Raw genomic sequence first — 23,933 nt, 5'->3', positions numbered from 1 at the left:
TTGTAAATCCTCCTATTTTTCAAACACAAAGTTTAATTTTGCTTGTTTTAAAGTAGGATGCTTTGTATCCTTTTCAGAAAGAATGGGATTGTTTGTTGGCCAATCAATCGCTAAATCTGTATCATTCCACAAGATTCCTCCATCATGTTCTGGAGAATAGTATTCATCCACTTTATATGCAACTGTTGTATCAGGTACAATTGTACAAAAACCATGAGCAAAGCCTTTAGGTACAACAAGTTGACGTTTGTTATGTTCACTTAAGATTACACCGACCCACTGTCCGTATGTTGGTGAACCTTCACGAATATCGACTGCAACATCATAGATGGCACCTGTAATACAACGAACCACTTTGGTTTGGGCTTTTGGATTTAATTGAAAGTGAAGTCCACGTAAAGTTCCAACTGGAGCAGATAAAGATTGATTATCTTGGATAAAATCATAGGTTAGTCCTAGTTTTTCGTAAACACTTTTATTATAGCTTTCCATAAAATAGCCGCGGTTATCACCGAATACCTTTGGCTCTAAGATAGAAACTCCAGGTAACTTAGTTTTAATTATATTCATGTATATACCTCCTAAAAGGGGTTATTAGCTTTGTTTGGCAATTTTTATTAAATACTGACCATATTGATTTTTCTTAAGTGGTTCAGCAAGTTCGATTAATTTTTCCTTTGTAATGTAGCCCATGCGATAAGCAATCTCTTCAATACATGCAATTTTTAAGGTTTGTCGTTTTTCTACTGTTTCTATAAATTGAGAAGCCTCTAAAAGTGATTCATGTGTACCTGTATCAAGCCATGCATAACCGCGACCTAACAACTCAACGTTAAGTTCACCCATTTCAAGGTAAGTCTGGTTAACATCGGTGATCTCTAGCTCTCCACGAGCGGATGGTGAAATACTTTTCGCGATATTAACAACACGGTTGTCAAAGAAATATAATCCAGTAACAGCAAAATTTGACTTAGGTATTTCTGGCTTTTCTTCAATTGAAACTGCTTTTCCACCTTCATCGAACTCAACTACACCGAAGCGTTCAGGATCATTCACATAATAGCCGAATACGGTTGCACCCTTCTCTCGTGCTGCTGCTTTTCTCAACAATTCAGTTAAACCGTGGCCGTAAAAAATATTATCTCCCAATACTAAAGCTACACTATCATCACCGATAAACTCTTCACCTATGATAAAAGCTTGTGCAAGACCACCTGGTTCTGGTTGAACTGCATATGTAAAAGAAATACCAAGGTCTGAGCCATCTCCCAAAATTTGTTCAAATCTACCAATATCCTGTGGAGTAGAGATTATCAAAATATCCTTAATTCCTGCTAACATTAAAACAGAAAGAGGATAATAAATCATGGGTTTATCGTAGACAGGTAATAACTGCTTCGAAACCACCTTAGTCAATGGGTATAGTCTAGTACCACTACCACCCGCTAATATTATGCCTTTCATTCCGACCACTCCTTAAATAAAAATAGTTCCTATCAATTATAATGAATAATGTTCTATTAAAACAAGATAACTTCAATTTGTAAATCAAATATAACATTTTTAACTTACTTACGGTACCCTAAGACAGCCTTAATTGTCCCTAATCTCCCATTTAACTGTTCCATAGGACTTCGTCTTTTCATCCCGGTAACATTTTTCCCGTGGCGTACATATTGCATGAGGGGCTCTTTGATATAAGCCACTTTTCCTTTATTCAACTTACAAACCAGTACAATCCATTGGTCATGCATTTCAATTGAATCTGGAAAGGGTAGAATCTTGTTTTTTATTTCCTTACGAAACGCCATCATACAGCCTGTAAATGCGTTCTTTACAATATTTCCAATAATTCCTTGACTTACATTATTTTGATTATAAGCATTCCAAGAAGAATTAATTGTGTTACCGTCCCCATCAACTACAATAGAATCGTGAACAGCAAGCATCACATTTGGATCTTTAAATTCGGCCAATACTTTCTCCACTTTATGCTCTAGCCAGATATCATCCTGATCACAAAGAAAAATAATATCCCTTGCTGCTAGTGAAATAGCTTTTTCAAAACTCTTAATGGGTCCCAAGTTTTGCTCATTCACATAGACCTCTATTTGGTCTCCATATGTGTCCTTTAGGTACTGAACCGTACCATCATTTGATCGATCATCCACAACAATAACCTGATCATCATCACGTAGCTGGATAAGCACTGAATCTAATTGTTTCTTGACAAACTGTATACCATTATAGGTCGCTAGACAAACAGATATTTTCATTTTCCATGCACCTTCTATAACGAAAAGAGTCGACTTAGTGTATATGCGGCTATTTTCTTATTCCTTACTACTAGAAATTGTTTTATCAATCGTTTCACAAGTTGTTTCTTATATGACGGAAACAAATCCGTTTTATAGTTTTTATAAAAAAGAATTTCTGAGTCAAGAATGCTCCTATATCTTCCCAAAGAAATATTACTATAATCCATAATAGATAAATCGTGTTCAAGACTTTCATCAATCAGCAATACCTTATATCCATTCGCATAAACCATATAAAATAACCAATGGTCAAGATAATCCAATGGAAATTGTTTATTGAACCCACCAATATCAGTCAAGAAGGATATTCTTAATAATGCCCCAGAATTTATAGCCATAACGGGCTTATTCTGAACCCCCTCTTTTGGCTGTTCCACCTGTAAAGGACGTACTGAATCGCTAAAAACGGGTGAAATCAGCTTGTTTTTTGAGTATATTTTTGGCACAACTGCAACAATATCTTCTTCTACCTTATTGATGTTCATAACCTTTTCTATATATTCATCAGTAATTTCTGTGTCATGGTCAAATAACAATAACCATTCACAACCACTTTCCTTTGCACGATTAAAGGCAAAGTTATAGGCTGTTGAAATCCCCAGATTGCGCGAATCATGAATATACGATAGTGATAGCCCTTCATACACTTTCTCATTAAACTCTTGTTTTTCAGGGCTATTATCGTAAATTGTGATTTGCACATTTTTCAATTTATCACGGTGACTCATTAATGTCTTAAATGTTTTGCATTCTTCTATCAACTGTTTATAGACCACAATCACAATCGAAACATTCATTTCGATACCTCTTTTAAGTATTGTTCTTTTTTATTTTGAGAAATGATTAAAAGAACCACAAAAAAGCTTATTCCGATTGGATTATTTATAAATGGATTAATATTGGTTAACAATAATAAGCCCATAAAACTTGCCATCAGTGATATATCTGTCGGTGTTAATTGATAACCTCGCTTAAAAATATAATAATAGTTGTAATAAACGAGGAAAAATAGGAAAAACCAGATCAACAACCCTATTATTCCTTGTTCCACCAATATATCAAGAAAACTCATTTCAATCCCCGTTACTCTCCCTGCAATTTCCTTACCATATCCAGTACCAAGAACTAGGTTTGTAGGATTATCAGTAAAGATTGTTTTTGAATCCAAAATAAACTCTATTCTTTTATTTACGCTTATATCATTAACTTCATTTTCAGCTTCGTTCGCGACATTGTTTTCGTCTTGTTCTGCTGGAGTCGCCACGTCTTGTTGGAATCTTTCCAAAGTCATATGATTATAAAGGAATGGAGTCGCCACAAGTACAAATATCAGGATAACAAACTTAGCTAAGAATTGTTTTTCTTCAAATAGCTTTTGACATTTAGATACAAACCCTTTAATTGGATCTACAATTACTTTTGTATCTAAAATAATAATCATCAAAATACTAATCATAAACGCAAGCAAAAATCCTCTTGTTTCAGACCATATTGCAGATATTGAGCATAGGATAATATTTGCAATATCTAGTTTAGAATAGTTCTTTGTAAGAACGGCATTTAATGAAATAATTAAGGCAATGACAACAAATAAATGGCTCTTATAAAACACACTATTACTTGGTCTAAAGAATAAATCATCGTTCATAATCCAATTCATAAAGTTATAAAAAGGTGCGAAGTTACTGCTAAATATTGTTTTCCCTAGTAAGGAAACAACAATTGTAAAGATCGCAACAGCTAAAGCAGAGTATTTTAATATCGTAACAATTCGCTGCTTAGAAAACCTAGTATCGGCAATGTAATAAGCTAATGGAAAATAAACGACAAAAAACACTACCCGAAAGAAATCCGTAATTATTAATGACAACGAATGCCCATTTATGTAACCTATTCCAGCACTTGCAACAAATGAAGCTAGCAATAAATAAATACCTATTGATACTGGATTAAATCGGACTAATGTATTGATATCTTTGTTTAGGTAGGCATTTTCTCGGATAATCCGAACAAAGAACACACCAATAACAAGAATGAATAAAACTTGCCTAATGGAGAGGATTCCAAAATCAATTAGTCTTCCGCCACCTCCAACAAATAACTCAATAAAGAAAATAGTAAGCAGTATTTTCTCAAATTTATTCATACACTATATTCTCCCCCGATGTTTTTTTAAAAAAATTATTTTGGTGCGTTTAGGGATGATTAATATAATCGCCAGCCCCATTTGTTAAAAAACTTGACCATTGAGTTCATAAATATCTTAAATAGTTTTGAGTTTTTATGAGATCCTCTTTCATAAAAATGAATCACTTTTGAGAATGGAGTATATACGACTCTCTTATGGCGCTTACCTAGTTCCAAACATAAATCATAATCCTCAAAATACATAAAATAACGATCATCAAAGCCATTAATTTCTATATAATCAGTTGCCCTTAGGAACATAAAACATCCAGACCCTATCCTTATGTCCACATCTCGATCATCTGGGAGATCTCTACATTCATATGTAGAAAGACGCTTTGCAAACATCTTCTTAACGAACGCAAAAGGAATAAATCGTAACGCATAATCAAATACACTAACACGGTTTCTAATTAAATGCTGAGTAGTACCGTCAGAGTTCAGCACTTTAGGAACTAACAATGAAATTGTTGGGTCGTTTTCTAATTTTGCAAACATTTTTAATAAATCATCCTTTTTCAAGATGATATCTGGATTAAAAACAAGGAAATAGGGCTCATTCGCTTGTAATAAATTATAGTTATGACCAAATCCAAAACCTTTGTTTTCTTTAAAAAAGGTAATATCCGCAAAATTAGTATATTCTTTTAGTTTTTCTTTATATTCCTCATTTGAGTTATTATCAAAAATAACGACACGAAATCGATCATCATGACCAATTTCTTCTTTAATATTTTCGAGAACTTTAAAGATATGTTTACTGTTGTAAGTAACAATACTTATAGCAACCTTAGCAGAAGTCATTGTTTCACACTCTTTCATACTTGGCGATTTATTACATACATTTAACCAAGAAAGTTTTTTGTTTGATTACAAAAGTTTATTATAGCATCTAATTGTTGAATTTTGTAGAGACTGTAGAATCATATTATTATTCAATTTAAATATATTCTTTATCTTTATCCCATGATTTATGAAAGGTTACACAATTTAACAAAAATAGATTTAATGATATTGGTTGCAATTTTTGTCGATTCAAAGATATAATTTTCTGTAGGCTAGATAAATCTTTTTTAAGATAGAAAGGGATTTACAATATGAATACTAGAGTAAAAAGAAAAGTGAAACGTAAACGCAGAAAACTTCGATTGTTTTTATTCGTTTTTTTACTATTAATAATTGGAGCAGGTACCTATACTTATATGGTGTATAACGATGTGGCAAATGCTGTCGATAAAATGCATAACCCATTAGACCGTGTCGTTTCAGAAAAACGTGAGGTCCAAGCTCAATTTGCTAATCAAGATCCTCTTTCTATTTTATTGGTAGGCGTAGACGAAAGAGAGGACGATAGAGGTCGAACAGACTCCATGCTCGTTCTAACCATCAATCCAAAACTTGGGTCAACAAAAATTCTAAGTATACCACGTGATACTCGTGCAGAACTCATTGATAATGATGACCCTGACAATAACTGGATAAGTAAAATCAACCACGCATATAATGGCGGTATTGAAATGTCAATTGACACAGTCGAACATTTCTTAAATGTACCCATTGACTACTATGTACAGGTAAGCATGGAAGGGTTTCAGGATATTGTTGATGCTGTCGGAGGAATTGATGTATATAATGAGCGTTCTTTTGAGTTAGATGGTGTCTATTTAGAAGAAGGCCAACACCATTTAAATGGCGAAGAAGCCCTAGCATATGCAAGAATGAGGAAGGAAGACCCTAGAGGAGATTTCGGTCGTCAAGAAAGACAACGTGAGGTAATTTCTAAAGTAATTGATAAGGGAGTTTCATTATCATCATTAGCTAATTATGGCGATATTCTAAAAGCACTTGAAAAAAATATCAAAACAAACTTTACATTGGATGATATGATTGATATTCAATTGAAATATAAGGATGCTGCTAAACAATTAGATAAAATGGAGATTGAAGGTGAAGGCGAAATCTTGAATGACGGTGGATGGTATTTCTTAGTTTCTGATGAGACTAGACAAAATCTATCCGATGATTTAAGAACACATTTAGAATTACCACATGATGAAGTGGATCCTTCAAAAGCTTCTCTTAGATAATTCATCACACAAGGACTCATTCTTGAGTCTTTTTTTATTTCCTCATTAATTTTTCTTTAATTTGTATGAAATCAACTCCACTATAAATAAAAATCCAAGTTTAACGATTCTAAAGACCCTAAGGAAAATACTTTTTTCTTTTACCATATACCTACCTAACCTCCACAGCTCAATTTAAATAAAGAGCCGGTGATATACTTTAAACAAGTCATTACCGGCTCCTTTCCATTTATTAATAAATATCGTTATTTTTCGTTCTCTTTTGCTTTTTTCAGTAATTCATAATAATCATTCTGTAAAATAGTTTGGTTGTAAAATCTTGAATTCTTACCTAACTCATCATTTACATATTGTAATCCAAATTCTTCTACTAACGTTTTTCGATCTGAAAAGAGGTTTGTCCCTAATCCTAAACGATCTCCCTCAATTTCTACTCCTATACTACCCAAAATAGTTGGATACATGTCTAAAGATGTAAAAATTCTATTCTTTGAATCAACAGGCTCAGCAGCAGGATTAATAATTGCATTATAAATAGTTCGTTCATACCCCTCATAGATGTGGTTTTTGAAAAAATCACCAGGCTGCATGCTAAGGTGATCACCCAAAATCACAAGTGTGGTGTCCTCATAAAAATTCTGTTGTTGCAACCAGTTCACAAAGTCATCTACTTGTTTTGATGAGTACGCATGTACATTTTCATACTGGGTATCATACTCCTCATCCGCTCTACTTTCCAAATATCCATCCGGAAAATGTGTGTTAGCGGTTAAAAGCGTCATACTGAAAGGTTCGTTTCCGTTTGCTAATGATTTAATTTCCTCTTTCGCCCATTCAAACAGAAGAGTATCATCAAATCCCCACCAAACCTTCTCACTTACTAGCATTTTCCTTTGTTCAATAGCGGTATTTACATCAAATATTTCATAGTTACCATGACTGGTATAATAATTGTCACGTCCTCCGAAGCTCGCATCTGATCCGAACATGAGCATCTGTTTATAGCCCTCCTTTTCCAAAACATCCCCAAGGGTATAGGCACCTGCCAAAAAGTTTGTAGAAGAGGTATACTCATTCCCATTTACTGGGATCTTTAAAGGGATTCCCGCTGTTGTTCCAACCATTCCACCTACAGTCCATGTAGTACCAATGATTGAGTAAGGGCCGCCAATTTTATCTGTATTAGAAAAATTCAAATGATCAATGGCTATTTTTTCTAGTTCAGGAATTACTGTATAATTCCAGCCGCCGCCATTTTCTTTATCAATCATTGAGTTTTCCATAGACTCTAAAAATAAAATAATGAGGTTTCTTTTTACTTCAGGAAAAGTGATTGATACATCATTTCCACCAACATAGTGATCATCAATAAATGTAGAGTAGTTAGTTAAACTTTTTATATAATCATGTACTCCTAGCATATGATAACTAGTGATCAAAGATATGAATAAAACAACCAAGGCATATGGGAATTTAAACTTATAAGTATTAGGAAAAATTCGGAAAGAAAACTCTCTTTTACCCATCCTCACCTCACCCATATTTTTCCTTCTTTTCGATGTTATTAAGGGAATACAAACTATGATAAAAGTAATAAAAAACGAAAGTAAACTTCCACGAATGGCTGATATATATACATCACTTGAAGTGCCTTCCGTACCACTTGTTAGATAAAATAACATTTCCTCGATGCCTTGATCGGCAAACTTCTCACTTACATAGCCAATAAGTGAAAAAATAGCTGCGCTAGTGAATAACAGTAAATAAACGAAGAAACCGATAATGGATTTAGTCAGTTTCTTTTCCATTTTCTTCAACCCTAATGTTCATTTGTACATTCAACTCAAGAAGTCTATATAAAACGGCTATCACTAACGCAATAAAAACAGCTAATAAGGAATATTTAATTGTAAATGCCATCGTAAATAGGACTGGATCTACCTTTAAATAAAGTAGAATCGCATAACATAGCAAGTTTGTGCACAACATAATAAGAACTAAACAACAAATTCCTTGAAATACATTTATGCTACGTTTATTTACTTTTATATAAAAAAGCATCGCTATAAAAGAAGGCATAATTAATGCCATAATCTCATTAAACGTCATAGTTGCCCTCCAAAAATTTTTAATAGTAGTGGTCAGTCTCTCCCACTTACTTTAGGATTATAACACTTATCCTCCTTCAATTAAAGGTTGCCGACTTGGTAGGTAATAGTACGTGTATGGTTTTTAGTGGGATCGTGATTCTGAATTAAAGAACAACATTTAGCAAATTTCTTGGAATATAAACAATAATGTTTGAAAGGTTAATAACATGATTACGATAATAAACTCCCTTATTTTAACGATAGGTTCATTACTGTTTGTTCCTTCTACGTTTTGTTCCATTGCATTACAGAACAAATCTATTGGGGATAAGGCAATAATTACACATGCTATGGGAGAAATAGATGGGCATTTCTATACAAATAGTTTAGAGGCCTTTGAATATTCTTATCATCATCGAAAAAACAGGGTATTCGAAGTGGATCTTGAATTAACAAAAGAAGAAGTATTAGTTGCCAGACATGACTGGAGATTAATATATGCCGAGCAATTGGAGCAAACTCCCGAAACAACAATTGATAACGAACCTTGGACATATGAATATTTTATGAATCAAAATATTAATAAGAAATACACGCCATTAGATATCAATCGAGTCATTGAATTATTAAAGAAACACACAGATGTGTATATCGTAACGGATACGAAACATTTTGACCCAATGATGATCGAGAAACAATTTTCAAAAATTGTTCAAGCGGCTAATTACGATGAAGCAATCTTAGCAAGAATCATTCCCCAAATCTACACTGAAGAGATGCTGACAATTATTAATCAAATTTATCATTTTAATAAGGTCATTTACACACTTTATCACGCACCAAATAATGACGAGCAGGTTGTTAAATTTGTACAAGATAATGTACATCAAATAACAGCTGTCACAATGCCTACTTCAAGAATAAATGAAAACTTCCTTGATAATTTGCACGATTTAAATATAAATGTCTATACACATCCGATATGGAGCATGGAAGAAGCTTTACACTATCATGAACTAGGAGTAGATGGCTTTTATAGTGCAACGATTAGTAGAAAGGAATTGAAAAGAGTCAATATAGATTGATAATGGGGTATTGGCGGGGTTAATTGTCCGACTCTATTTACATAATTATAGCTTTGAATTTCAAAAAAAAATAAAAGGGACTGTCTAAAAGGTCTCAAAAATAGTAAAGCAGCAGAGAAAAATGTTATGTTTTTCTCTCGCTGCTTTTTTGATGGATTTTGATTATTGAAAGTAGCCAGGCGGATACCTTCTACTTTCAATAGATTGTGTGCTAATGCCACAATCCCAAACTCGACATGAACCTTATCAAGCCCACGCAGTGAAAATCTGCGGAACGACTGATTGCCCTTGATGTGACCGAACACACTTTCCACCTCAATTTTACGTTGAGAATAGATAGTTACTTTCTCCTCACATTCAAGGGCTGTTTTTGCCTTCGCTTTCATTTCTTCAAATATTGTGTTCCAATGAACCGGCGATTACCTTTTGCTTTTGTACATTGTTGTCTTAATGGGCAATCTGTACAATCTTCGCATTCAAATAATTTGTAACTTTGTTCATAATCCGATGAGTTCTTTTTTGTTAGATACTTTTTAAACATACTTTCGGTTATTCGGGCAAATTAACATGTCATCCTGTTCGTTGTAACCCCAGTTCTTCGCGACTAATATCATTTTAGTATTTACGAGATTGTTCCTTCATATAGGTTCCGTAAGGAATGAGGAACTCAAAACGTGGTTCTTTACCTTCCCCAATCGCATATAAATAGTTTTCTTCACTTCCATAACCCGCATCGGCATTAACTACTTTAGGCATTGGTAAAGACGAGGATGCAAGTCTCTCCAAATGTTCCTTAAAGCAACGAGTATCTGTTGGGCGCTGATGGATGGAATAGTACAAAGTAATTTGATTCTCTGTTGCCATTTGAACATTAAAACAGGGTTTTAGTTGACCATTTTTCATATGATCATCTTTGGTTCTCATGAATGTTGCATCTTTGTCCGTTTTAGAATAGCTATTACGATTACCAAACGTTCTGTTCTGTTCTTTGTATTTTGCTAGACGTAGTATGAAATCCTTACGGATTAACTTTAAAGGCTTTGTAAATTACTTCTGCATTTGTTTCGTTCTTGAGTTCCTCAGACAATTTTTCGACTTTTTCTTCAAGAGTCTCTGCTATTTCTTCAAGATCAGAAGAAAGATTTTCTGAGTTCTGAGTATTGTTTTGTACATCATCAGGAGCCTCTAACTCAGTCATCACTTCTATGTGGCGTAGGGTTTCTTGAATTTTTCCTCTTAATTTCTCCTCAAATTTAGTTGTAGCTTTTTTCCATACGAAAGAATACTTATTTGCATTGGCTTCGATCTTTGTCCCATCCAAAAAGTAGTTTTCCATTGTTATGTATCCATCCTTTTATAAGCTTTAAAATCACTGCTTCGAAAAGCTCGTCCATTAATGATTTCATTCGTTGTCCGCGAAAATCATTTAATGTACGGAAATCTGGTTTTTGCATCGAGGCTTATACATAGCTGGAATATTTTCTTCTAACATTTTTTCTATTCCACAACATGAATATGTTTTCTGGGAATATCCATACAAGATATCTTTAAGCATCATTTTTGAATGAAATGAACTTCTGCCCCCTCCCTTATAATGGGAGAACAACTTTTCATCAGGTATAGCTTCAACCATTTCGTCAATTACTCGTGCAACGTGATGATCTGGAATCAGTTCTTGAATATCAGGAATGAAGGTAATTTGTTGATTATTGTTATGAATGTAGGACGGAATTCTCTCTTAGGTAAAACGCAAGTCTTATTGGATATTTAGTGGAAGGGAACTTCCGCGGTAACCTGAAAATAATATAAAAGAAGGAGGCTGTCCTCAAAAGTCACTTTTCAATGACTTTTCGGACAGCCCCACCATCTTTTGTATCAAACAATAAATCAGTTTTAATTCTTTTTTGTGGGCACTAAATATCTCTCAGCAATATCTTTAATGTAAGTTAAAACATCATCCTTTAATTCCTCACGCTGTAATGCCATATCAATTGTTGTTTTAATAAAACCTAGTTTTTCACCAACATCATATCTGATACCTTCAAAGTCATAAGCAAAAACCTTTTGACTTTTATTTAACTTTTGAATTGCATCCGTTAACTGAATTTCTCCACCTGATCCTATTTCCTGTTCCTCCAAATAAACAAAAATTTCTGGGGTTAAGATATAACGCCCCATAATTGCCACATTGGATGGGGCCTCGCCTAAGTTTGGCTTCTCAACAAAGTTATTGACTTGATATAACCGGTCGTTTTGATTTAATGGATCGATAATGCCATACCGATTTGTCTCGTTTTCAGGAACTGTCTGAACACCCAAAACCGAAGAATTTACTTCATCAAATACATTTATTAATTGTTTAAGACAAGGGGTCTCAGCTTGGACGATATCATCACCCAGAAGAATAGCAAATGGCTCATTACCTATAAATTTTCTAGCACACCAGATAGCGTGCCCTAATCCTTTTGGTTCTTTTTGTCTTATATAATGAATATCAAAACTTGAAGACTGTCGTACTTCATCAAGTAATTCAAACTTTTCTTTTTGAATTAAATTTTCTTCAAGTTCAAACGCGTGATCAAAATGATCTTCAATCGATCTTTTTCCTTTACCTGTTACAATAATTATATCTTCTATTCCTGAAGCAATTGCTTCTTCTACAATATATTGTATTGTTGGTTTATCTACAATTGGTAACATTTCTTTCGGCATCGCTTTAGTTGCGGGGAGAAATCTAGTACCAAGTCCAGCAGCTGGAATTATAGCTTTTTTTACTCTTTGCATTGTAATCCCCCTTATAATCTTCTTTTGAAATTTAGTATATCAAATATTGATTAATTAATGTAAATTATCATTGTTTTTTTGCCATTCTAAATATAAGAAATCTGGATATTCGGGAGACGTAATTCAGCCTTGTTAACAGTAATATTAAGATCCATACATTTCTGGACAGAAGGATTTGCAATTATACCAATCATGTTGTAGACAACTCTCGCTGTCTGTTAGCTAATACTTAACAGGGCTGCACCTGGGAATTTCACCCATACATTTAAGAACGTACGTACGAGCAAAAGGGACTACTCCTGAAGTAGTCCCTTTTTATTTTGTTTCCAACCAAACCCCTTACTAAAGAAAAAACTTCAAAAGTTCTATTAGATACAATTAATTATTGGTCACTTCATAATCATTAATCAATTTTTCCCAGGAAGTTTCTAAACGGACGGTATCTTCTGAACTAAGGTTTTTCCCCCTTCTAATTTCAAGAATTTCTAAATCAGTAGATGCCTTTATAGTATGCTTAGAACTAGCTGGTATCTCAATAATATCACCCTGAGTCACATTTATAATTTTATCATTAAGAATAACAATTCCTGTACCTCTTAGAATCGTCCAAACTTCGCTTCTATTATCGTGTAAATGGTAGCTTAAATTTTGTCCGGAATGGATGGTAACCCTTTGAGTTAATACTTCACTTCCATCATCATATTGTCGGTAATCTAATACAGTATACCAGCCCCATCTCCGTTCCTCAAACATTGGTCGAAGGTCGGAAAAGTCTGAAATTACTTCTTTTAATCTTGGACTTGCTGACTTATCAGTTACTAATATCCCATCAGGTGAAGCTGCAACAAGTAAATTAGATACCCCTAACACAGTAACAGGGATATTTAACTCATTTACAAGATGTGTATTTTTAGAATCATTGCTTATAACGCCTTTTCCAATGATATCAGTCTTCATTTCCTCGGTTAAGGTATTCCAGGTACCAAGATCTTTCCAGTATCCATCATACTCTACCATAACAATTTTATTTGCCTTTTCAACAACTTCATAATCAAAACTATTTTTAGGTAATCTTGTATAGTTTATTAATAAGGTCTCATAATTCAAAGGCATGTTTAATTTCTGTAACATTTCGATTATATAACCAAGCTTAAAAGCGAAAACCCCACAGTTCCATAGTGCACCACTCTTTATTAAATCTGCTGCAACCTCTTCTGTTGGTTTTTCTTTAAAATGACTAACTGGGATAATATTTTTATGAGGAATAGAATCATCTGGTATAATGTACCCGTATTTTTCTGATGGATAGGTTGGTTTTACTCCGATTAATGCTAAATCTGCTTCGGCATCCTTGACTACCTTGTCTAATTGTGCAACAACCTCAAAAAATGCATCATCAACAAATGGGTCAACTGGCAGTACGCCTACAACTTCGTCAAGGCCAACATTCTTTTCTGAATACAAATAAACAGCTGATAGAGCAATTGCTGCAAAAGTATCTCTTCTTTCTGGCTCAATTACAATTGGAACATGATTTCCAACCTGACTTTGAATCATATCAACCTGTGATTTACTAGTTGCAATTAAAACTCTCTCGGAGAGATTAACCGATTCAACCTGACCATAGACCCGTTGAACCATTGAGACCTTTTCGCCATTATTGTTATCGAGAATTCGTAAAAATTGTTTTGATCTAGCGTCATTGGATAAAGGCCAAAGGCGTTTACCTGATCCACCAGATAATAGTACTAATTCCAATTAAACAACCTCCTCACATTTTTAAATAGATTGAATAGATATTTTCAGCTACTTTCATCCATGAAAAGAGTTTTCTTCTTTCTAGACCTTTTTTTCTATACTCCTCATGGATTTCTTCATTATTACTTATCTTAATAAAAATCTCTTTTAATTCATTTTCATTAGTTGGGTCAAAATAAATAGCTGCATCACCTGCTACTTCAGGTAAAGAAGAAGAATTTGAACTTATTACAGGCGTACCACTTGCCATTGCTTCAAGGACTGGTAGACCAAATCCCTCGTATATAGATGGAAAAACAAAATAAGTAGCTATGTTATAAAGGATTATTAAATCATTGTCAGAAACATAACCTGTTAGTATGATATCCTCTTCAGCTTTATTATCAGAAATAATTTTTTTTATTTCTTCAGAACCCCAAGCACTTCTACCAGTTATTACTAATTTAAAGTCAGAAGCATGCTCTTTCTTAAATTTCAAATATGTATTAATAAGAAAAAGTAGATTTTTACGAGGTTCTAAACTACCAACAGTTAAAAAAAACCTATTTGGCAGTTTATACTTTTCCTTTACTGATTTAAGTATAGAACTATCTGTAATAACTCTGTAGTCATCTGAAATTGAGTTACCGCAGTTAAAAAGTTTATTTTCTATCCCAGGAAACACATCCAAAAGATTCTCTTTTGAAGACTCTGAAATTGTAATAAGCTTTGAAGAAACTTTTATTCCTTTAGTTGATAAAGGCTTCATATACAATTTATTTTTTAAAGAAATTGTTTCTTTATATTTCCACATTGTAGCATCGTGAATTGTAAAAATAACATTATTTTTTACAAGCAATCCAGGAGGAAAAGCCGGGAAATGAATTATATCTGGTTTATATTTTGATTTAACATAGGGAATCCAAATTTGCTCACACAGCAGTTGGGATTCAAATGGACATACTAATGGTTTATATCCTGTTTTTTGTTTTAGGTAATCAGGTATTTCTCTCCTAAATAGGACAGTTAACTCATTTGATGTATTTTTATTTAGTTCAATTAAGTTCACAATTAAATTTTTTGTATAGTTCTCAATTCCCGTAATTTGTCTGGCTAAACTTGTGCCGTCAATCATTATTTTCATTAAACATACCTACCTATTTAGTAAAAGTTTTTCTGTATTTAGCATAACCTCATTGGCATTATATCTATCAATCAGTGTATGATCGAAAGCTAGCAGTCCAGAAAAAACTTCATCAATCTTCTCACTAACTTCTTGTACTATAAGCTCATCCCCATCTCCTGAAACAACAAATCCATTTATTCCATTTAGTAAGTACTCGCTTATACTACCGACATCTGTAGCTACTACTGGGATTCCGCAACTTAAACTCTCTAATGCTGACATACATATCCCCTCAAAAGAAGATGTTATTATTGAGACCTCTGCACAATTTATTAGCTCTACTAAATCATTTCCGTGTTCTAAGTACTCATAAAAGATAACATTATTCTTTAATCCTAGATTATCAAATTCTCTAATTAACTCATCCTTATCATTACCGGTTCCTATAATTAACATTTTGGTATTGCTAGTTACCTGTTTAACATTTAATAAAATTTGGGGAAATAGCAAAACTCGCTTTGGATTATGGTCTATTCTCCCTAAATATAAAATAATTTTATCGTCAAAGCCTATGTTATGTTTCTTTCTTACAGTTGCCTTATCCAAGGGTTTAAAAACATCACGATTAACTGGTACGGGCATATAAAAAATTTTATCCTTTTGTTTATAAAACTTTGACTTGTAATATGGTGTTCCAAATTTCTTATTGTTATTTAGTACGAATACTTTATTAGACCTGACAATAGAAATTCTCTCTAAAAAAGAATAAATTGATGCGACTGTTTTACCCCAAAACATTGTGGCATATCTACCGGATCCATGAATTGCCATTACCACTTGCTTATTAAATAAAAGAAAAGGGATTACATATTCCATTCTTTGGGCATAGAATACGCTAATTTTTTTGAGAAATCTTGGATTTAAAATAAAAAAAACGATCAAATTTATAAAATAAAAAACTGAAAGTGGTCTTAAGGTTGTGTAGTTTATTGGAATAAAAGTATAACTTGAATGATCGGTTTGTATTTTATATTTTTTAAATAATTTTAAGTTATTCTGTTTGTTATCGGTTCCCAGCACAAAGACCTCTGAAGTAGAATGCTCAATAAATTGTTTGACATATTCGGAAACCCCTCCAGGAGATACATCTTTTAGGTTTCCAGAATGAAGAATAGCTATTCGTTGCATGACTTTCCCCTCCCAAGTATCAGCCTATGACTGTCTATTTGCTATCTTTACTTCCTCTTTTACGGGAAAGTAAATTACTAATCCACAAATCATAGCAAAATAAGAACCAGATATACCACTAGGAAAAACATGCCCACCGAGTGATGAATACAATACCCCAATCCAAAAAGAGATTCCGATTGCTTTATTGTATATATCACCTTTAAAAAGTTTGAAACTTTTTTTGAACAAGTATAAAAAGAGTATTAGTATTAAAGAAAATACAATTATACCGTTGTAAAACAATACCGAAAGAGGATCAAATTCAACAAAAGCAGGAAATCCTAATTTCTGACTTAAAAGATTTTGTCCTTCTTGAAATGTACTTCCTATAAGTATAAAAATAGGATTTTCAATTAAAATTTCAAACATAGGTTGTATAGATTTATTACGCCCACTCAGAAGGTACGTTAGAAAATTATTGCTATGATTTAGAAAATATAATTGATAAGATAGCCAGTCTAAAAGAGATGATTTAAATACAAGAACAAAAATGATCAGAGCAGATAGAATCAGCGTGATAATAGTAATAATCTGTTTCTTTTTCCGTTTAATATCCTTAAATATACCCTCGTGAAAATTTTTTTCTTTAAAGTGAAAGGCTAATACCAAGATAGCACCTAATAAAATAAAAGCCATTCCACTTTTGGTGCCCAGTAAAATAGTAGCAAAAATGACCAAAGTTAAGTTAACTATACGAAGAATTCTATTAGTTCTAATAGTAATAAATTGCACCAATAGAATTGGGAATATCATTGAAAATATAGAAGTTACGTCATTTTGACCTATAAAAAAACCTTTGTTTCCCACGCCGTTATTAGCTGTATAGGTATTGAATCCTATATTCAAAATACTGGAAATTACAATCACAGCTGCAATAAAGGCAATAGTACATTCAACATAAAGAAGAACTTTTTTCACAAACTTCTTCTTTTGGATTCTTAAAAAATTTACATAGACAAGAACTATTGTTAATGTAAATAAAAGTCTAAAGTCCCATACCAAGTTACTAAAAGTAGACCCACCAAAGAGCAAAGTGTATATACTTAAACTAAGAACCATAAAAAATGCAACAATAGAAAAGTAAATAAAACTTTTTTTTCGAAACATTAAAAGTATGTATAGACCCACTAACATAAATAGGGGTCTTATGATTTGTCCTGGAGATATAGGGACCTTATCCAAAAGTAATCCATTAAATAGGTCTATTATTGGGGAAATGAGTATTACAAGGATAATGAACTTTCCAGATAAACTTCTACTATCTTTTGTTTTAATAACATCTCTAATCGAAAATTTTTTAAACTGTTTCTTCTGTGTATCTATCATGTAAAACTCCAACCTTGATTTATTTAAACATTTTTTTTATAAGTTCATTAATAAACAGGATAATAAATTTACTATCGTTAACAAGGTATCTTTTCCAAAGCCGCTTCGGTTCCTGTATTAATCTCCAAAACCATTCCAAACCACTTTTTTGCATAAATAAAGGTGCTCTCTTTACATTTCCTGCAAGAAAGTCAAAAGTTGCACCCACACCAATTGAAACAGGAACCTGTAAATCCTGATAGTATTTATAAATCCATTTTTCTTGTTTAGGACTTCCTACCCCCACAAAAAGTAGGTCAGGCTTCGAATTATTTATCATTTCAATAATTCTCTTTATTTCCCCCTCGTTTTTCTCAAAGCCATAAGAAGGAGAATATGTCCCTACAACCTTTATTTTCGGGTAATTTTCTTTAAGGTTCTCAGCCGCCTTCGCAGCAACACCCTCGTCAGCTCCTAAGAAGAAAAGGGAGTAATTCTTTTCTACTAATTTGTTTGCCAATTTAGGTATAATATCTGAGCCAGATATTTTTTCTTTTAATGGGTTACCCAATAATTTAGATGCCCAAACTACTGGTACACCGTCAGCAACAATCAAGTCTGCATTATTGTAAATTTCTCTGAATTTAGAATCCTTTTGTACGTTCATAATATGATCTACGTTACACGTTACCAGATAGGTTTTTTTTTCATTTACTATTGCATCCTCAAAAAAGGAGAAAAGACCATCAAAATCAATATTATCGAATTCAATATTAAACATCTCTACTTTACGCATACTTCAATACCTTTCTGTCTCCTTCTTAATATGCATCATCTGAACCAAAAAATACTTTAAATGTACCAAAAATTATTTTAACATCGAATAAAAAGTTCATTCTAGAAATATAATTCAAATCCAACTCAACCATTTGCTTAAACCCAATTTTGCTTCTTCCACTTATCTGCCATAAGCCTGTACATCCTGGAGTTACTAATAATCGTTGCATTTCATATTTATTGTATTGTGCTACTTCTCTAACCAATGGGGGACGTGGACCCACTAAACTCATATCACCTTTTAAGACATTCCATAACTGAGGTAATTCATCAATACTTGTCTTTCTAATGAATTTACCGATTTTAGTAACTCGTGGATCGTCTTTCATTTTAAACATTGCCCCAGTTGTTTCGTTTCTATGCATTAAAGAGTCAAGCAATGCCTCGGCATTTGTTACCATTGATCGGAATTTAAACATCTCGAATTGTCTTCCATTCTTACCAACTCTTTTTTGTTTAAAGAAAACGGAACCCTTAGGGTCTTCGATTTTTATTAAGAGACTTATAATTAAAAATAATGGAGATAACATCAATATTCCAATTAACGATCCAATTATATCAATTAATCTTTTAGGTAAAAGATAAGATTTATTAATAGCTATATTGGAATACTGCAAAATATCTACGTTCACATTACCATTTTCAGGTCTATCTATATACTTAATATTTTCTTGGTTTGCTAGTTTCATATAAAAATTCCCCCTCTTCTTTCTTTAACTAGGAACGCATTATCTATGAAATTAATAAATATGTCGAAGTGTGTAAATCCTTGTATAACTATATCATTAATATTTCACAATGTGTATTGTAACATATTTACCACTCTTTTGACTTGTAAATTTTAGGAATGACATACTTTAGACCCATAATTTTTCAAATAATATGTTGTATAAGTTAAATTCACTCACAAAAAGCACCCTTGAGAGAGTGCTCTTGTAATTTTGTATGTCATTTTTATGTAATTGTTCAATTATGCTAGAAATCACTTTTCCCCAATCTACCCCTTAGGCCATCTACCGTTGCTTTAAAAAGAGTTTTTGTATAACCTTTCTTATTATCCTTTAGTATTTTTAGCATTTTTTTAGGTATCGAAAGTAAAAATAAATATAGTAAAAAGAAAAAAAATTTGCCCCGAAAGTGTTTTTTCATAAATACTATTTTATTTCTGTGTGAATAATACAAAGAATATATCTTCTCTTCAATATCGCTACTTGTTTCGTGCCAAATTTTGGAATCATTCACTGTCACAATTTTATTTAAAGGATCATGATCACGTAGAGTAAAGCAATAATCTGTTTCTTCAAAATAGAGGAAGAAACTTTCATCAATAAATCCATGTTTTTTTATAATATCAGCTCTTAGCATTAAGGCTGCTCCCGATATAAATGGGTGTTCACTAAAACGACTAGAATCAAAATGTATATCCGAAGTAGTGACTCCTGACAACGAGCTTATTTTTAATCCCGCTGATTGAAGGTTTTCAGTTAATTTGATTGTTCTATCACTTCCATATACTAAATCGTAGATAACTGGTCCAGCAACACATATCGACTTATCCTGCTCCATCACTTCAATAATGTTAGTAATACAATTTTCTTCTAAATATGTATCATTATTTAAAATAAATACATAATCACTATTTAATCCCAATGCTATTTCAACGCCAACTCTATTTCCAGCTGCATACCCCATGTTTTCATGAATTCTTTTAAAGATAAACGAATGTTCTCTGGATATTTCCTCCACTTTTTTCGCAGATTCACTGTTGGTAGAATTATCAACTATTATTATTTCTAATGGCTCATATCTTAGTTTAGTTATACTTTCAATACATATTTTTGTTTTCTGATCAGAGTTGAAATTTAGTATTACTATTGAAACTAAAGGACTTTCCACTTCTTTCACTTCCTTTCCAACATAATTTTTTGAAGATTTCATAATTAGGTGTATTTAATATTACTTAACATTATTTTGCTAAATAAACACAAATGAGAAACGAACCCAATACATCCTTGGATTCGCTTAATATAAAGCAGTATTAAATAAGTTGTTTATTTTTATCTCTATTAAAAACAATGTCTGAGAAAATAAAAATGATTACGATAAGATAAACAAAATAATTTGTTGCATAAGCAATAGTAACACCAATCAACCCAAATAGCTTTGTAAAATACACAGTTAATAGATAAAATGATGCTGAGAACACTACTTCCGTTATAATAAACGTTTTAGTCATTGCTTTAGCTAGCATTAAAAATGATAAAGTCCAACTACACATTTTTAAGAAATCACCAATTAATTGAAATAGGAAAAGTGATCTCATCTCTAAAAAATCAGGTGTAAACAATAACCAAATAATAAAATCCCTAAGAAAATAAATAGCTAAAGTACTAATTAACACAAATGGAATTATTATTTTATAACCAGAGAAAATTTCTTTTCTCAATTCTAATCTTGTTTGTAATTCTGATAACCTTGGTAGATAGTAAGTTGAAAAAGCTGTAGTTAACACCATCAAATACATTTCGGATATTTTCCAGACTGATTGCCAATAACCTGCTTGTTCGATGGAAAATTGATTAATCAAGTGACTTCGGATAGCGATCTGCACAACTGGAACTGTTAACACTGTAACTATTGCCATTAAGGAAAAGGCAAAAAGGCTTTTGTATACCTTATGATTCACTATCCTATGAAAGGTAAAATTAAAATCATGTAATTTTATTACACTAGGTAAAGATACACATAAGACGATAGCTTGTATTAAAATTGATGATAATAATGCACCGAATAATAGATACTTTATTGTAAGAATGGATGTAATAATAAGGGAAATTACACTACTTGTAATATTTACAAAAATAAATAACTTAATCTTCTTCAAACCATTTAATAATGATAGTAAAAAGGTATTTAAGCTCGTTAAGATTAGTGTTATACCTAAAGTTTTGAATATTAAATGATAATTCTCTGATTGTAAGAATTCTATTGAGAAAAATCTACTGAAAAGAAAAATAATTGCACCAATAATTACTGAAAATGTAATAGTAATTATTAGTCCTGCACTAATAACTTCATCTCTTTTAGCTTTATCCTCATTGTATTCTGCTACATACTTTGTTACACCAGAATTGATTGCACCATTTCCTAATGTTGTGACTATGTTTAGAACACTTTGAAATTGACCGATTAATGCAATTCCTGCTGGTCCAATATAGACTGAAATTACTTTATTTATGACTAAACCCGATAAAATTTTTATTATTGTCGATATTCCAGTCAATATACTTGTTTTTAGAAAATTCATTTTATACGTATCCTAACTAATAGTTATTAATTACTTCCACTACTTGTTTTGCTTGTTCCATTGTTAAGATTGGAGATATCGGTATACTTAAAACCTCATTATGTATTGTTTCAGAAATTGGATAACTAAGTGAATTCCACTCTGAATAAGCCTTTTGCTTATGAGGAGGAATTGGATAGTGTATTAATGTTTGTATACCGTTTTCTTCTAGATAGCTTTGGAGATGCTCTCTTTCTTTAGTCCTAATAACATATAAATGCCAAACATGTGATAATCTATCTCCATTTTCAACATGCGGTAGAACTATCTTGTGATTGGAGATGTTGCTATTATAATATTCAGCAATTTTTCTTCTGTTTTCATTATCTTTGTCTAGGTATTTAAGTTTAACGTTTAGTATTCCTGCTTGAATCTCATCTAAACGACTATTTACACCTTTAAAGATATTCTTATACTTCTCATGTGACCCATAATTACGTAGAGCCTTTAATTGTTCTGCTAGTTCGGCATCATTTGTCGTGATTGCTCCGCCATCACCAAGGGCACCAAGATTTTTTCCAGGGTAGAAACTAAAGCCGGCAGCATCGCCTAGATTACCAGTCCTCTTACCTGAGTAAATAGCCCCGTGAGCTTGAGCCGCATCCTCAATTACCTTCAGGTTATATTTTTGTGCAATCCGATTAATTGGATCCATATTTGCAGTTTGACCATATAAATGAACAGCTAATATAGCTTTAGTATTTGTAGTTATTTTTTCTTCTATTAATTCTGGTTCTATGTTATAACTCGAAACAGTAGGTTCAACTAATACAGGAGTTGCACCATTCGTAGTTATTGCTAAAATAGATGCAATGTAAGTATTAGATGGGACTATCACTTCGTCTCCTTCACCAATACCATATGCTTTTATAATTAAGGTTAATGCTTCAAGTCCATTTGCAACCCCTATACAATGTTTGACTCCACAATATTTTGCAAAGGCTTCTTCGAACGCTTGAACCTCTTTCCCTAGAATATACCATCCACTAGATATGACCCTTTCTGCTACTTCATTTATTTCCTTTTGATAAGACGCATTTATTTCTTTTAAATCTAAAAATGGTATCAAAATACTTTACTCCCATCTAAAGTTATTGATTTTTCTGTTTAATAACACTATTTATTAATTCATACTCCCTATTACATTTGGGGCAGATATAGTCCTGGTTCAGCTTATTCCCACAATTGCAAATATAAGAACTAAAACGGCACGGATTTCCATACCATAATGTATTATTAGGAATATTTTTAGTAACAACTGATCCAGCGCCAATCATAGCATACCTACCTATTGTATTTCCAGCTATTATTGTAGCGTTTGCTCCAATAGAAGCACCATGTTCTACTACTGTTTCTAAAAATTTTTCTGGATATTGTTTGGATCTAGGAGCAAAATCATTAGTAAACGTAACATTAGGTCCTAAAAACACCTCATCAGCTATCTGAACACCATTCCAAATATAAACCCCTGATTTTACTGTTACTTTATTTCCGATTTTTACCTGATTTTCAATGAATGTATGACTACAAATATTACAATCTTCTCCGATACTTGCCCCAGAAAGAATATAAGAAAAGGCCCATACCTTAGTTCCCTTTCCAATATCATTACTCTCTACTTGTGCTCGTGGATGTATAAAGGCTTCGTGCATAAGTGCACCTCCGTATTAATAGTTGGATAGAGGTATGATCTCCATTAATGTCATTAGATAATAATTGCTCCAATGAACCACTTTTTACACTATTTCCAATTTTAACACCATCGTAGAGTGTACACTAGCATTTAGGTCTTGGGTTATAT

General features: G+C 32.6%; 26 protein-coding genes. 2 read left to right on the top strand and 24 right to left on the bottom strand.

Annotated elements, in window-relative coordinates:
* Nucleotides 1-12: 12 nt before the first annotated feature.
* The 6 genes from rfbC to ABC371_RS08075 form a co-directional block, all read right to left on the bottom strand.
* A complete protein-coding gene (rfbC, locus tag ABC371_RS08100) occupies nucleotides 13-570 on the bottom strand; it encodes a dTDP-4-dehydrorhamnose 3,5-epimerase (RefSeq protein ID WP_412896332.1) in 558 nt (185 codons plus the stop codon).
* Between the two features lie 24 nt (nucleotides 571-594).
* Nucleotides 595-1,464, bottom strand: a complete 870-nt coding sequence (gene rfbA, locus ABC371_RS08095; protein ID WP_412896331.1) for a glucose-1-phosphate thymidylyltransferase RfbA — start codon at nucleotides 1,462-1,464, stop codon at nucleotides 595-597.
* Nucleotides 1,465-1,568: 104 nt separating this feature from the next.
* A complete protein-coding gene (locus ABC371_RS08090; protein ID WP_412896330.1) occupies nucleotides 1,569-2,276 on the bottom strand; it encodes a glycosyltransferase in 708 nt (235 codons plus the stop codon).
* Nucleotides 2,277-2,290: 14 nt separating this feature from the next.
* Nucleotides 2,291-3,115: a glycosyltransferase gene (locus ABC371_RS08085; protein WP_412896329.1), complete on the bottom strand. Its 825-nt coding sequence runs from the start codon at nucleotides 3,113-3,115 to the stop codon at nucleotides 2,291-2,293.
* The gene (locus ABC371_RS08080) at nucleotides 3,112-4,464 is read right to left on the bottom strand and encodes an O-antigen ligase family protein (RefSeq protein ID WP_412896328.1); all 1,353 of its coding nucleotides are present in this window, start codon (nucleotides 4,462-4,464) and stop codon (nucleotides 3,112-3,114) included. Before ABC371_RS08080 ends, ABC371_RS08085 begins: the two co-directional genes overlap by 4 nt.
* Before the next feature lie 59 nt (nucleotides 4,465-4,523).
* A complete protein-coding gene (locus tag ABC371_RS08075) occupies nucleotides 4,524-5,309 on the bottom strand; it encodes a glycosyltransferase (RefSeq protein ID WP_412896327.1) in 786 nt (261 codons plus the stop codon).
* A gap of 293 nt (nucleotides 5,310-5,602) precedes the next feature.
* Between ABC371_RS08075 and ABC371_RS08070 the strand changes: the two genes are divergently transcribed.
* Nucleotides 5,603-6,592, top strand: a complete 990-nt coding sequence (locus tag ABC371_RS08070) for an LCP family glycopolymer transferase (protein WP_412896326.1) — start codon at nucleotides 5,603-5,605, stop codon at nucleotides 6,590-6,592.
* Between the two features lie 245 nt (nucleotides 6,593-6,837).
* Here ABC371_RS08070 and ABC371_RS08065 read toward each other — a convergent pair whose 3' ends face one another.
* Both ABC371_RS08065 and ABC371_RS08060 read right to left on the bottom strand, forming a co-directional pair.
* Entirely contained in the window at nucleotides 6,838-8,400 is a 1,563-nt protein-coding gene (locus ABC371_RS08065; RefSeq protein WP_412896325.1) for an LTA synthase family protein, read from the bottom strand.
* On the bottom strand, nucleotides 8,381-8,701 hold the full coding sequence (locus ABC371_RS08060) for a hypothetical protein (RefSeq protein WP_412896324.1): 321 nt from the start codon (nucleotides 8,699-8,701) through the stop codon (nucleotides 8,381-8,383). The genes ABC371_RS08065 and ABC371_RS08060 overlap by 20 nt, the downstream gene beginning before the upstream one ends.
* Nucleotides 8,702-8,909: 208 nt before the next feature.
* Between ABC371_RS08060 and ABC371_RS08055 the strand changes: the two genes are divergently transcribed.
* Nucleotides 8,910-9,767: a phosphatidylinositol-specific phospholipase C/glycerophosphodiester phosphodiesterase family protein gene (locus ABC371_RS08055; protein ID WP_412896323.1), complete on the top strand. Its 858-nt coding sequence runs from the start codon at nucleotides 8,910-8,912 to the stop codon at nucleotides 9,765-9,767.
* Here ABC371_RS08055 and ABC371_RS08050 read toward each other — a convergent pair.
* The 16 genes from ABC371_RS08050 to ABC371_RS07980 all read right to left on the bottom strand — a co-directional run bounded on the left by ABC371_RS08050 (nucleotide 9,716) and on the right by ABC371_RS07980 (nucleotide 23,784).
* Nucleotides 9,716-10,165, bottom strand: coding sequence for a transposase (locus ABC371_RS08050; protein WP_488192748.1), 450 nt, complete (start codon nucleotides 10,163-10,165; stop codon nucleotides 9,716-9,718). The genes ABC371_RS08055 and ABC371_RS08050 overlap by 52 nt on opposite strands.
* Nucleotides 10,150-10,308: a transposase gene (locus tag ABC371_RS24725; protein WP_488192741.1), complete on the bottom strand. Its 159-nt coding sequence runs from the start codon at nucleotides 10,306-10,308 to the stop codon at nucleotides 10,150-10,152. The genes ABC371_RS08050 and ABC371_RS24725 overlap by 16 nt, the downstream gene beginning before the upstream one ends.
* A gap of 74 nt (nucleotides 10,309-10,382) precedes the next feature.
* Nucleotides 10,383-10,778 carry a transposase gene (locus ABC371_RS08045; protein ID WP_412899298.1) on the bottom strand — a complete coding sequence of 132 codons (396 nt, stop codon included), beginning with the start codon at nucleotides 10,776-10,778 and terminating at the stop codon, nucleotides 10,383-10,385.
* Nucleotides 10,779-10,785: 7 nt separating this feature from the next.
* On the bottom strand, nucleotides 10,786-11,103 hold the full coding sequence (locus ABC371_RS08040) for a hypothetical protein (protein WP_412896322.1): 318 nt from the start codon (nucleotides 11,101-11,103) through the stop codon (nucleotides 10,786-10,788).
* Nucleotides 11,104-11,193: 90 nt separating this feature from the next.
* Nucleotides 11,194-11,439 (bottom strand): transposase, encoded by a 246-nt coding sequence (locus tag ABC371_RS08035; RefSeq protein WP_488192747.1) that lies wholly within the window; start codon nucleotides 11,437-11,439, stop codon nucleotides 11,194-11,196.
* A gap of 221 nt (nucleotides 11,440-11,660) precedes the next feature.
* Nucleotides 11,661-12,551: a UTP--glucose-1-phosphate uridylyltransferase GalU gene (galU, locus tag ABC371_RS08030; protein ID WP_412896320.1), complete on the bottom strand. Its 891-nt coding sequence runs from the start codon at nucleotides 12,549-12,551 to the stop codon at nucleotides 11,661-11,663.
* A 378-nt stretch (nucleotides 12,552-12,929) separates the two neighbouring features.
* Nucleotides 12,930-14,309 (bottom strand): sugar phosphate nucleotidyltransferase, encoded by a 1,380-nt coding sequence (locus tag ABC371_RS08025; protein WP_412896319.1) that lies wholly within the window; start codon nucleotides 14,307-14,309, stop codon nucleotides 12,930-12,932.
* A gap of 13 nt (nucleotides 14,310-14,322) precedes the next feature.
* A complete protein-coding gene (locus ABC371_RS08020) occupies nucleotides 14,323-15,432 on the bottom strand; it encodes a glycosyltransferase family 4 protein (protein ID WP_412896318.1) in 1,110 nt (369 codons plus the stop codon).
* Between the two features lie 9 nt (nucleotides 15,433-15,441).
* The gene (locus tag ABC371_RS08015) at nucleotides 15,442-16,602 is read right to left on the bottom strand and encodes a glycosyltransferase family 4 protein (protein WP_412896317.1); all 1,161 of its coding nucleotides are present in this window, start codon (nucleotides 16,600-16,602) and stop codon (nucleotides 15,442-15,444) included.
* A gap of 24 nt (nucleotides 16,603-16,626) precedes the next feature.
* Nucleotides 16,627-17,970, bottom strand: a complete 1,344-nt coding sequence (locus ABC371_RS08010; RefSeq protein ID WP_412896316.1) for an O-antigen ligase family protein — start codon at nucleotides 17,968-17,970, stop codon at nucleotides 16,627-16,629.
* Nucleotides 17,971-17,989: 19 nt separating this feature from the next.
* Nucleotides 17,990-18,745 (bottom strand): WecB/TagA/CpsF family glycosyltransferase, encoded by a 756-nt coding sequence (locus ABC371_RS08005; RefSeq protein ID WP_412896315.1) that lies wholly within the window; start codon nucleotides 18,743-18,745, stop codon nucleotides 17,990-17,992.
* 25 nt (nucleotides 18,746-18,770) lie between these two features.
* On the bottom strand, nucleotides 18,771-19,475 hold the full coding sequence (locus tag ABC371_RS08000) for a sugar transferase (protein ID WP_412896314.1): 705 nt from the start codon (nucleotides 19,473-19,475) through the stop codon (nucleotides 18,771-18,773).
* 286 nt (nucleotides 19,476-19,761) lie between these two features.
* On the bottom strand, nucleotides 19,762-20,682 hold the full coding sequence (locus ABC371_RS07995) for a glycosyltransferase family 2 protein (protein ID WP_412896313.1): 921 nt from the start codon (nucleotides 20,680-20,682) through the stop codon (nucleotides 19,762-19,764).
* A gap of 142 nt (nucleotides 20,683-20,824) precedes the next feature.
* Entirely contained in the window at nucleotides 20,825-22,093 is a 1,269-nt protein-coding gene (locus ABC371_RS07990) for an O-antigen translocase (protein ID WP_412896312.1), read from the bottom strand.
* Between the two features lie 16 nt (nucleotides 22,094-22,109).
* Nucleotides 22,110-23,201: a DegT/DnrJ/EryC1/StrS family aminotransferase gene (locus tag ABC371_RS07985; RefSeq protein ID WP_412896311.1), complete on the bottom strand. Its 1,092-nt coding sequence runs from the start codon at nucleotides 23,199-23,201 to the stop codon at nucleotides 22,110-22,112.
* A gap of 22 nt (nucleotides 23,202-23,223) precedes the next feature.
* Entirely contained in the window at nucleotides 23,224-23,784 is a 561-nt protein-coding gene (locus ABC371_RS07980) for an acyltransferase (RefSeq protein ID WP_412896310.1), read from the bottom strand.
* Nucleotides 23,785-23,933 lie beyond the last annotated feature (149 nt).

Origin of the sequence: Bacillus jepli (assembly GCF_047238305.1) — a bacterium.
GTDB lineage: Bacteria > Bacillota > Bacilli > Bacillales > Bacillaceae_L > Ferdinandcohnia.
The sequence above is the reverse complement of the archived record's forward strand: the minus strand, read 5'-3'. Positions and strand labels throughout refer to the sequence as shown.

What these genes read in the sequence shown, in the direction of transcription:
- ABC371_RS08060 (WP_412896324.1), bottom strand. Translation starts at nt 8,701, where the DNA reads ATGACGTTTAATGAGATTATGGCATTAATTATGCCTTCTTTTATAGCG.
- ABC371_RS08000 (WP_412896314.1), bottom strand. Translation starts at nt 19,475, where the DNA reads ATGAAACTAGCAAACCAAGAAAATATTAAGTATATAGATAGACCTGAA.
- ABC371_RS08065 (WP_412896325.1), bottom strand. Translation starts at nt 8,400, where the DNA reads ATGGAAAAGAAACTGACTAAATCCATTATCGGTTTCTTCGTTTATTTA.
- ABC371_RS08085 (WP_412896329.1), bottom strand. Translation starts at nt 3,115, where the DNA reads ATGAATGTTTCGATTGTGATTGTGGTCTATAAACAGTTGATAGAAGAA.
- ABC371_RS24725 (WP_488192741.1), bottom strand. Translation starts at nt 10,308, where the DNA reads ATGTTTAAAAAGTATCTAACAAAAAAGAACTCATCGGATTATGAACAA.
- ABC371_RS08010 (WP_412896316.1), bottom strand. Translation starts at nt 17,970, where the DNA reads ATGATAGATACACAGAAGAAACAGTTTAAAAAATTTTCGATTAGAGAT.
- ABC371_RS07990 (WP_412896312.1), bottom strand. Translation starts at nt 22,093, where the DNA reads ATGAATTTTCTAAAAACAAGTATATTGACTGGAATATCGACAATAATA.
- ABC371_RS08005 (WP_412896315.1), bottom strand. Translation starts at nt 18,745, where the DNA reads ATGCGTAAAGTAGAGATGTTTAATATTGAATTCGATAATATTGATTTT.
- ABC371_RS08055 (WP_412896323.1), top strand. Translation starts at nt 8,910, where the DNA reads ATGATTACGATAATAAACTCCCTTATTTTAACGATAGGTTCATTACTG.
- ABC371_RS07980 (WP_412896310.1), bottom strand. Translation starts at nt 23,784, where the DNA reads ATGCACGAAGCCTTTATACATCCACGAGCACAAGTAGAGAGTAATGAT.
- ABC371_RS08040 (WP_412896322.1), bottom strand. Translation starts at nt 11,103, where the DNA reads ATGGAAAACTACTTTTTGGATGGGACAAAGATCGAAGCCAATGCAAAT.
- ABC371_RS08080 (WP_412896328.1), bottom strand. Translation starts at nt 4,464, where the DNA reads ATGAATAAATTTGAGAAAATACTGCTTACTATTTTCTTTATTGAGTTA.
- ABC371_RS08015 (WP_412896317.1), bottom strand. Translation starts at nt 16,602, where the DNA reads ATGCAACGAATAGCTATTCTTCATTCTGGAAACCTAAAAGATGTATCT.
- rfbA (WP_412896331.1), bottom strand. Translation starts at nt 1,464, where the DNA reads ATGAAAGGCATAATATTAGCGGGTGGTAGTGGTACTAGACTATACCCA.
- rfbC (WP_412896332.1), bottom strand. Translation starts at nt 570, where the DNA reads ATGAATATAATTAAAACTAAGTTACCTGGAGTTTCTATCTTAGAGCCA.
- ABC371_RS08070 (WP_412896326.1), top strand. Translation starts at nt 5,603, where the DNA reads ATGAATACTAGAGTAAAAAGAAAAGTGAAACGTAAACGCAGAAAACTT.
- galU (WP_412896320.1), bottom strand. Translation starts at nt 12,551, where the DNA reads ATGCAAAGAGTAAAAAAAGCTATAATTCCAGCTGCTGGACTTGGTACT.
- ABC371_RS08075 (WP_412896327.1), bottom strand. Translation starts at nt 5,309, where the DNA reads ATGACTTCTGCTAAGGTTGCTATAAGTATTGTTACTTACAACAGTAAA.
- ABC371_RS08090 (WP_412896330.1), bottom strand. Translation starts at nt 2,276, where the DNA reads ATGAAAATATCTGTTTGTCTAGCGACCTATAATGGTATACAGTTTGTC.
- ABC371_RS08020 (WP_412896318.1), bottom strand. Translation starts at nt 15,432, where the DNA reads ATGAAAATAATGATTGACGGCACAAGTTTAGCCAGACAAATTACGGGA.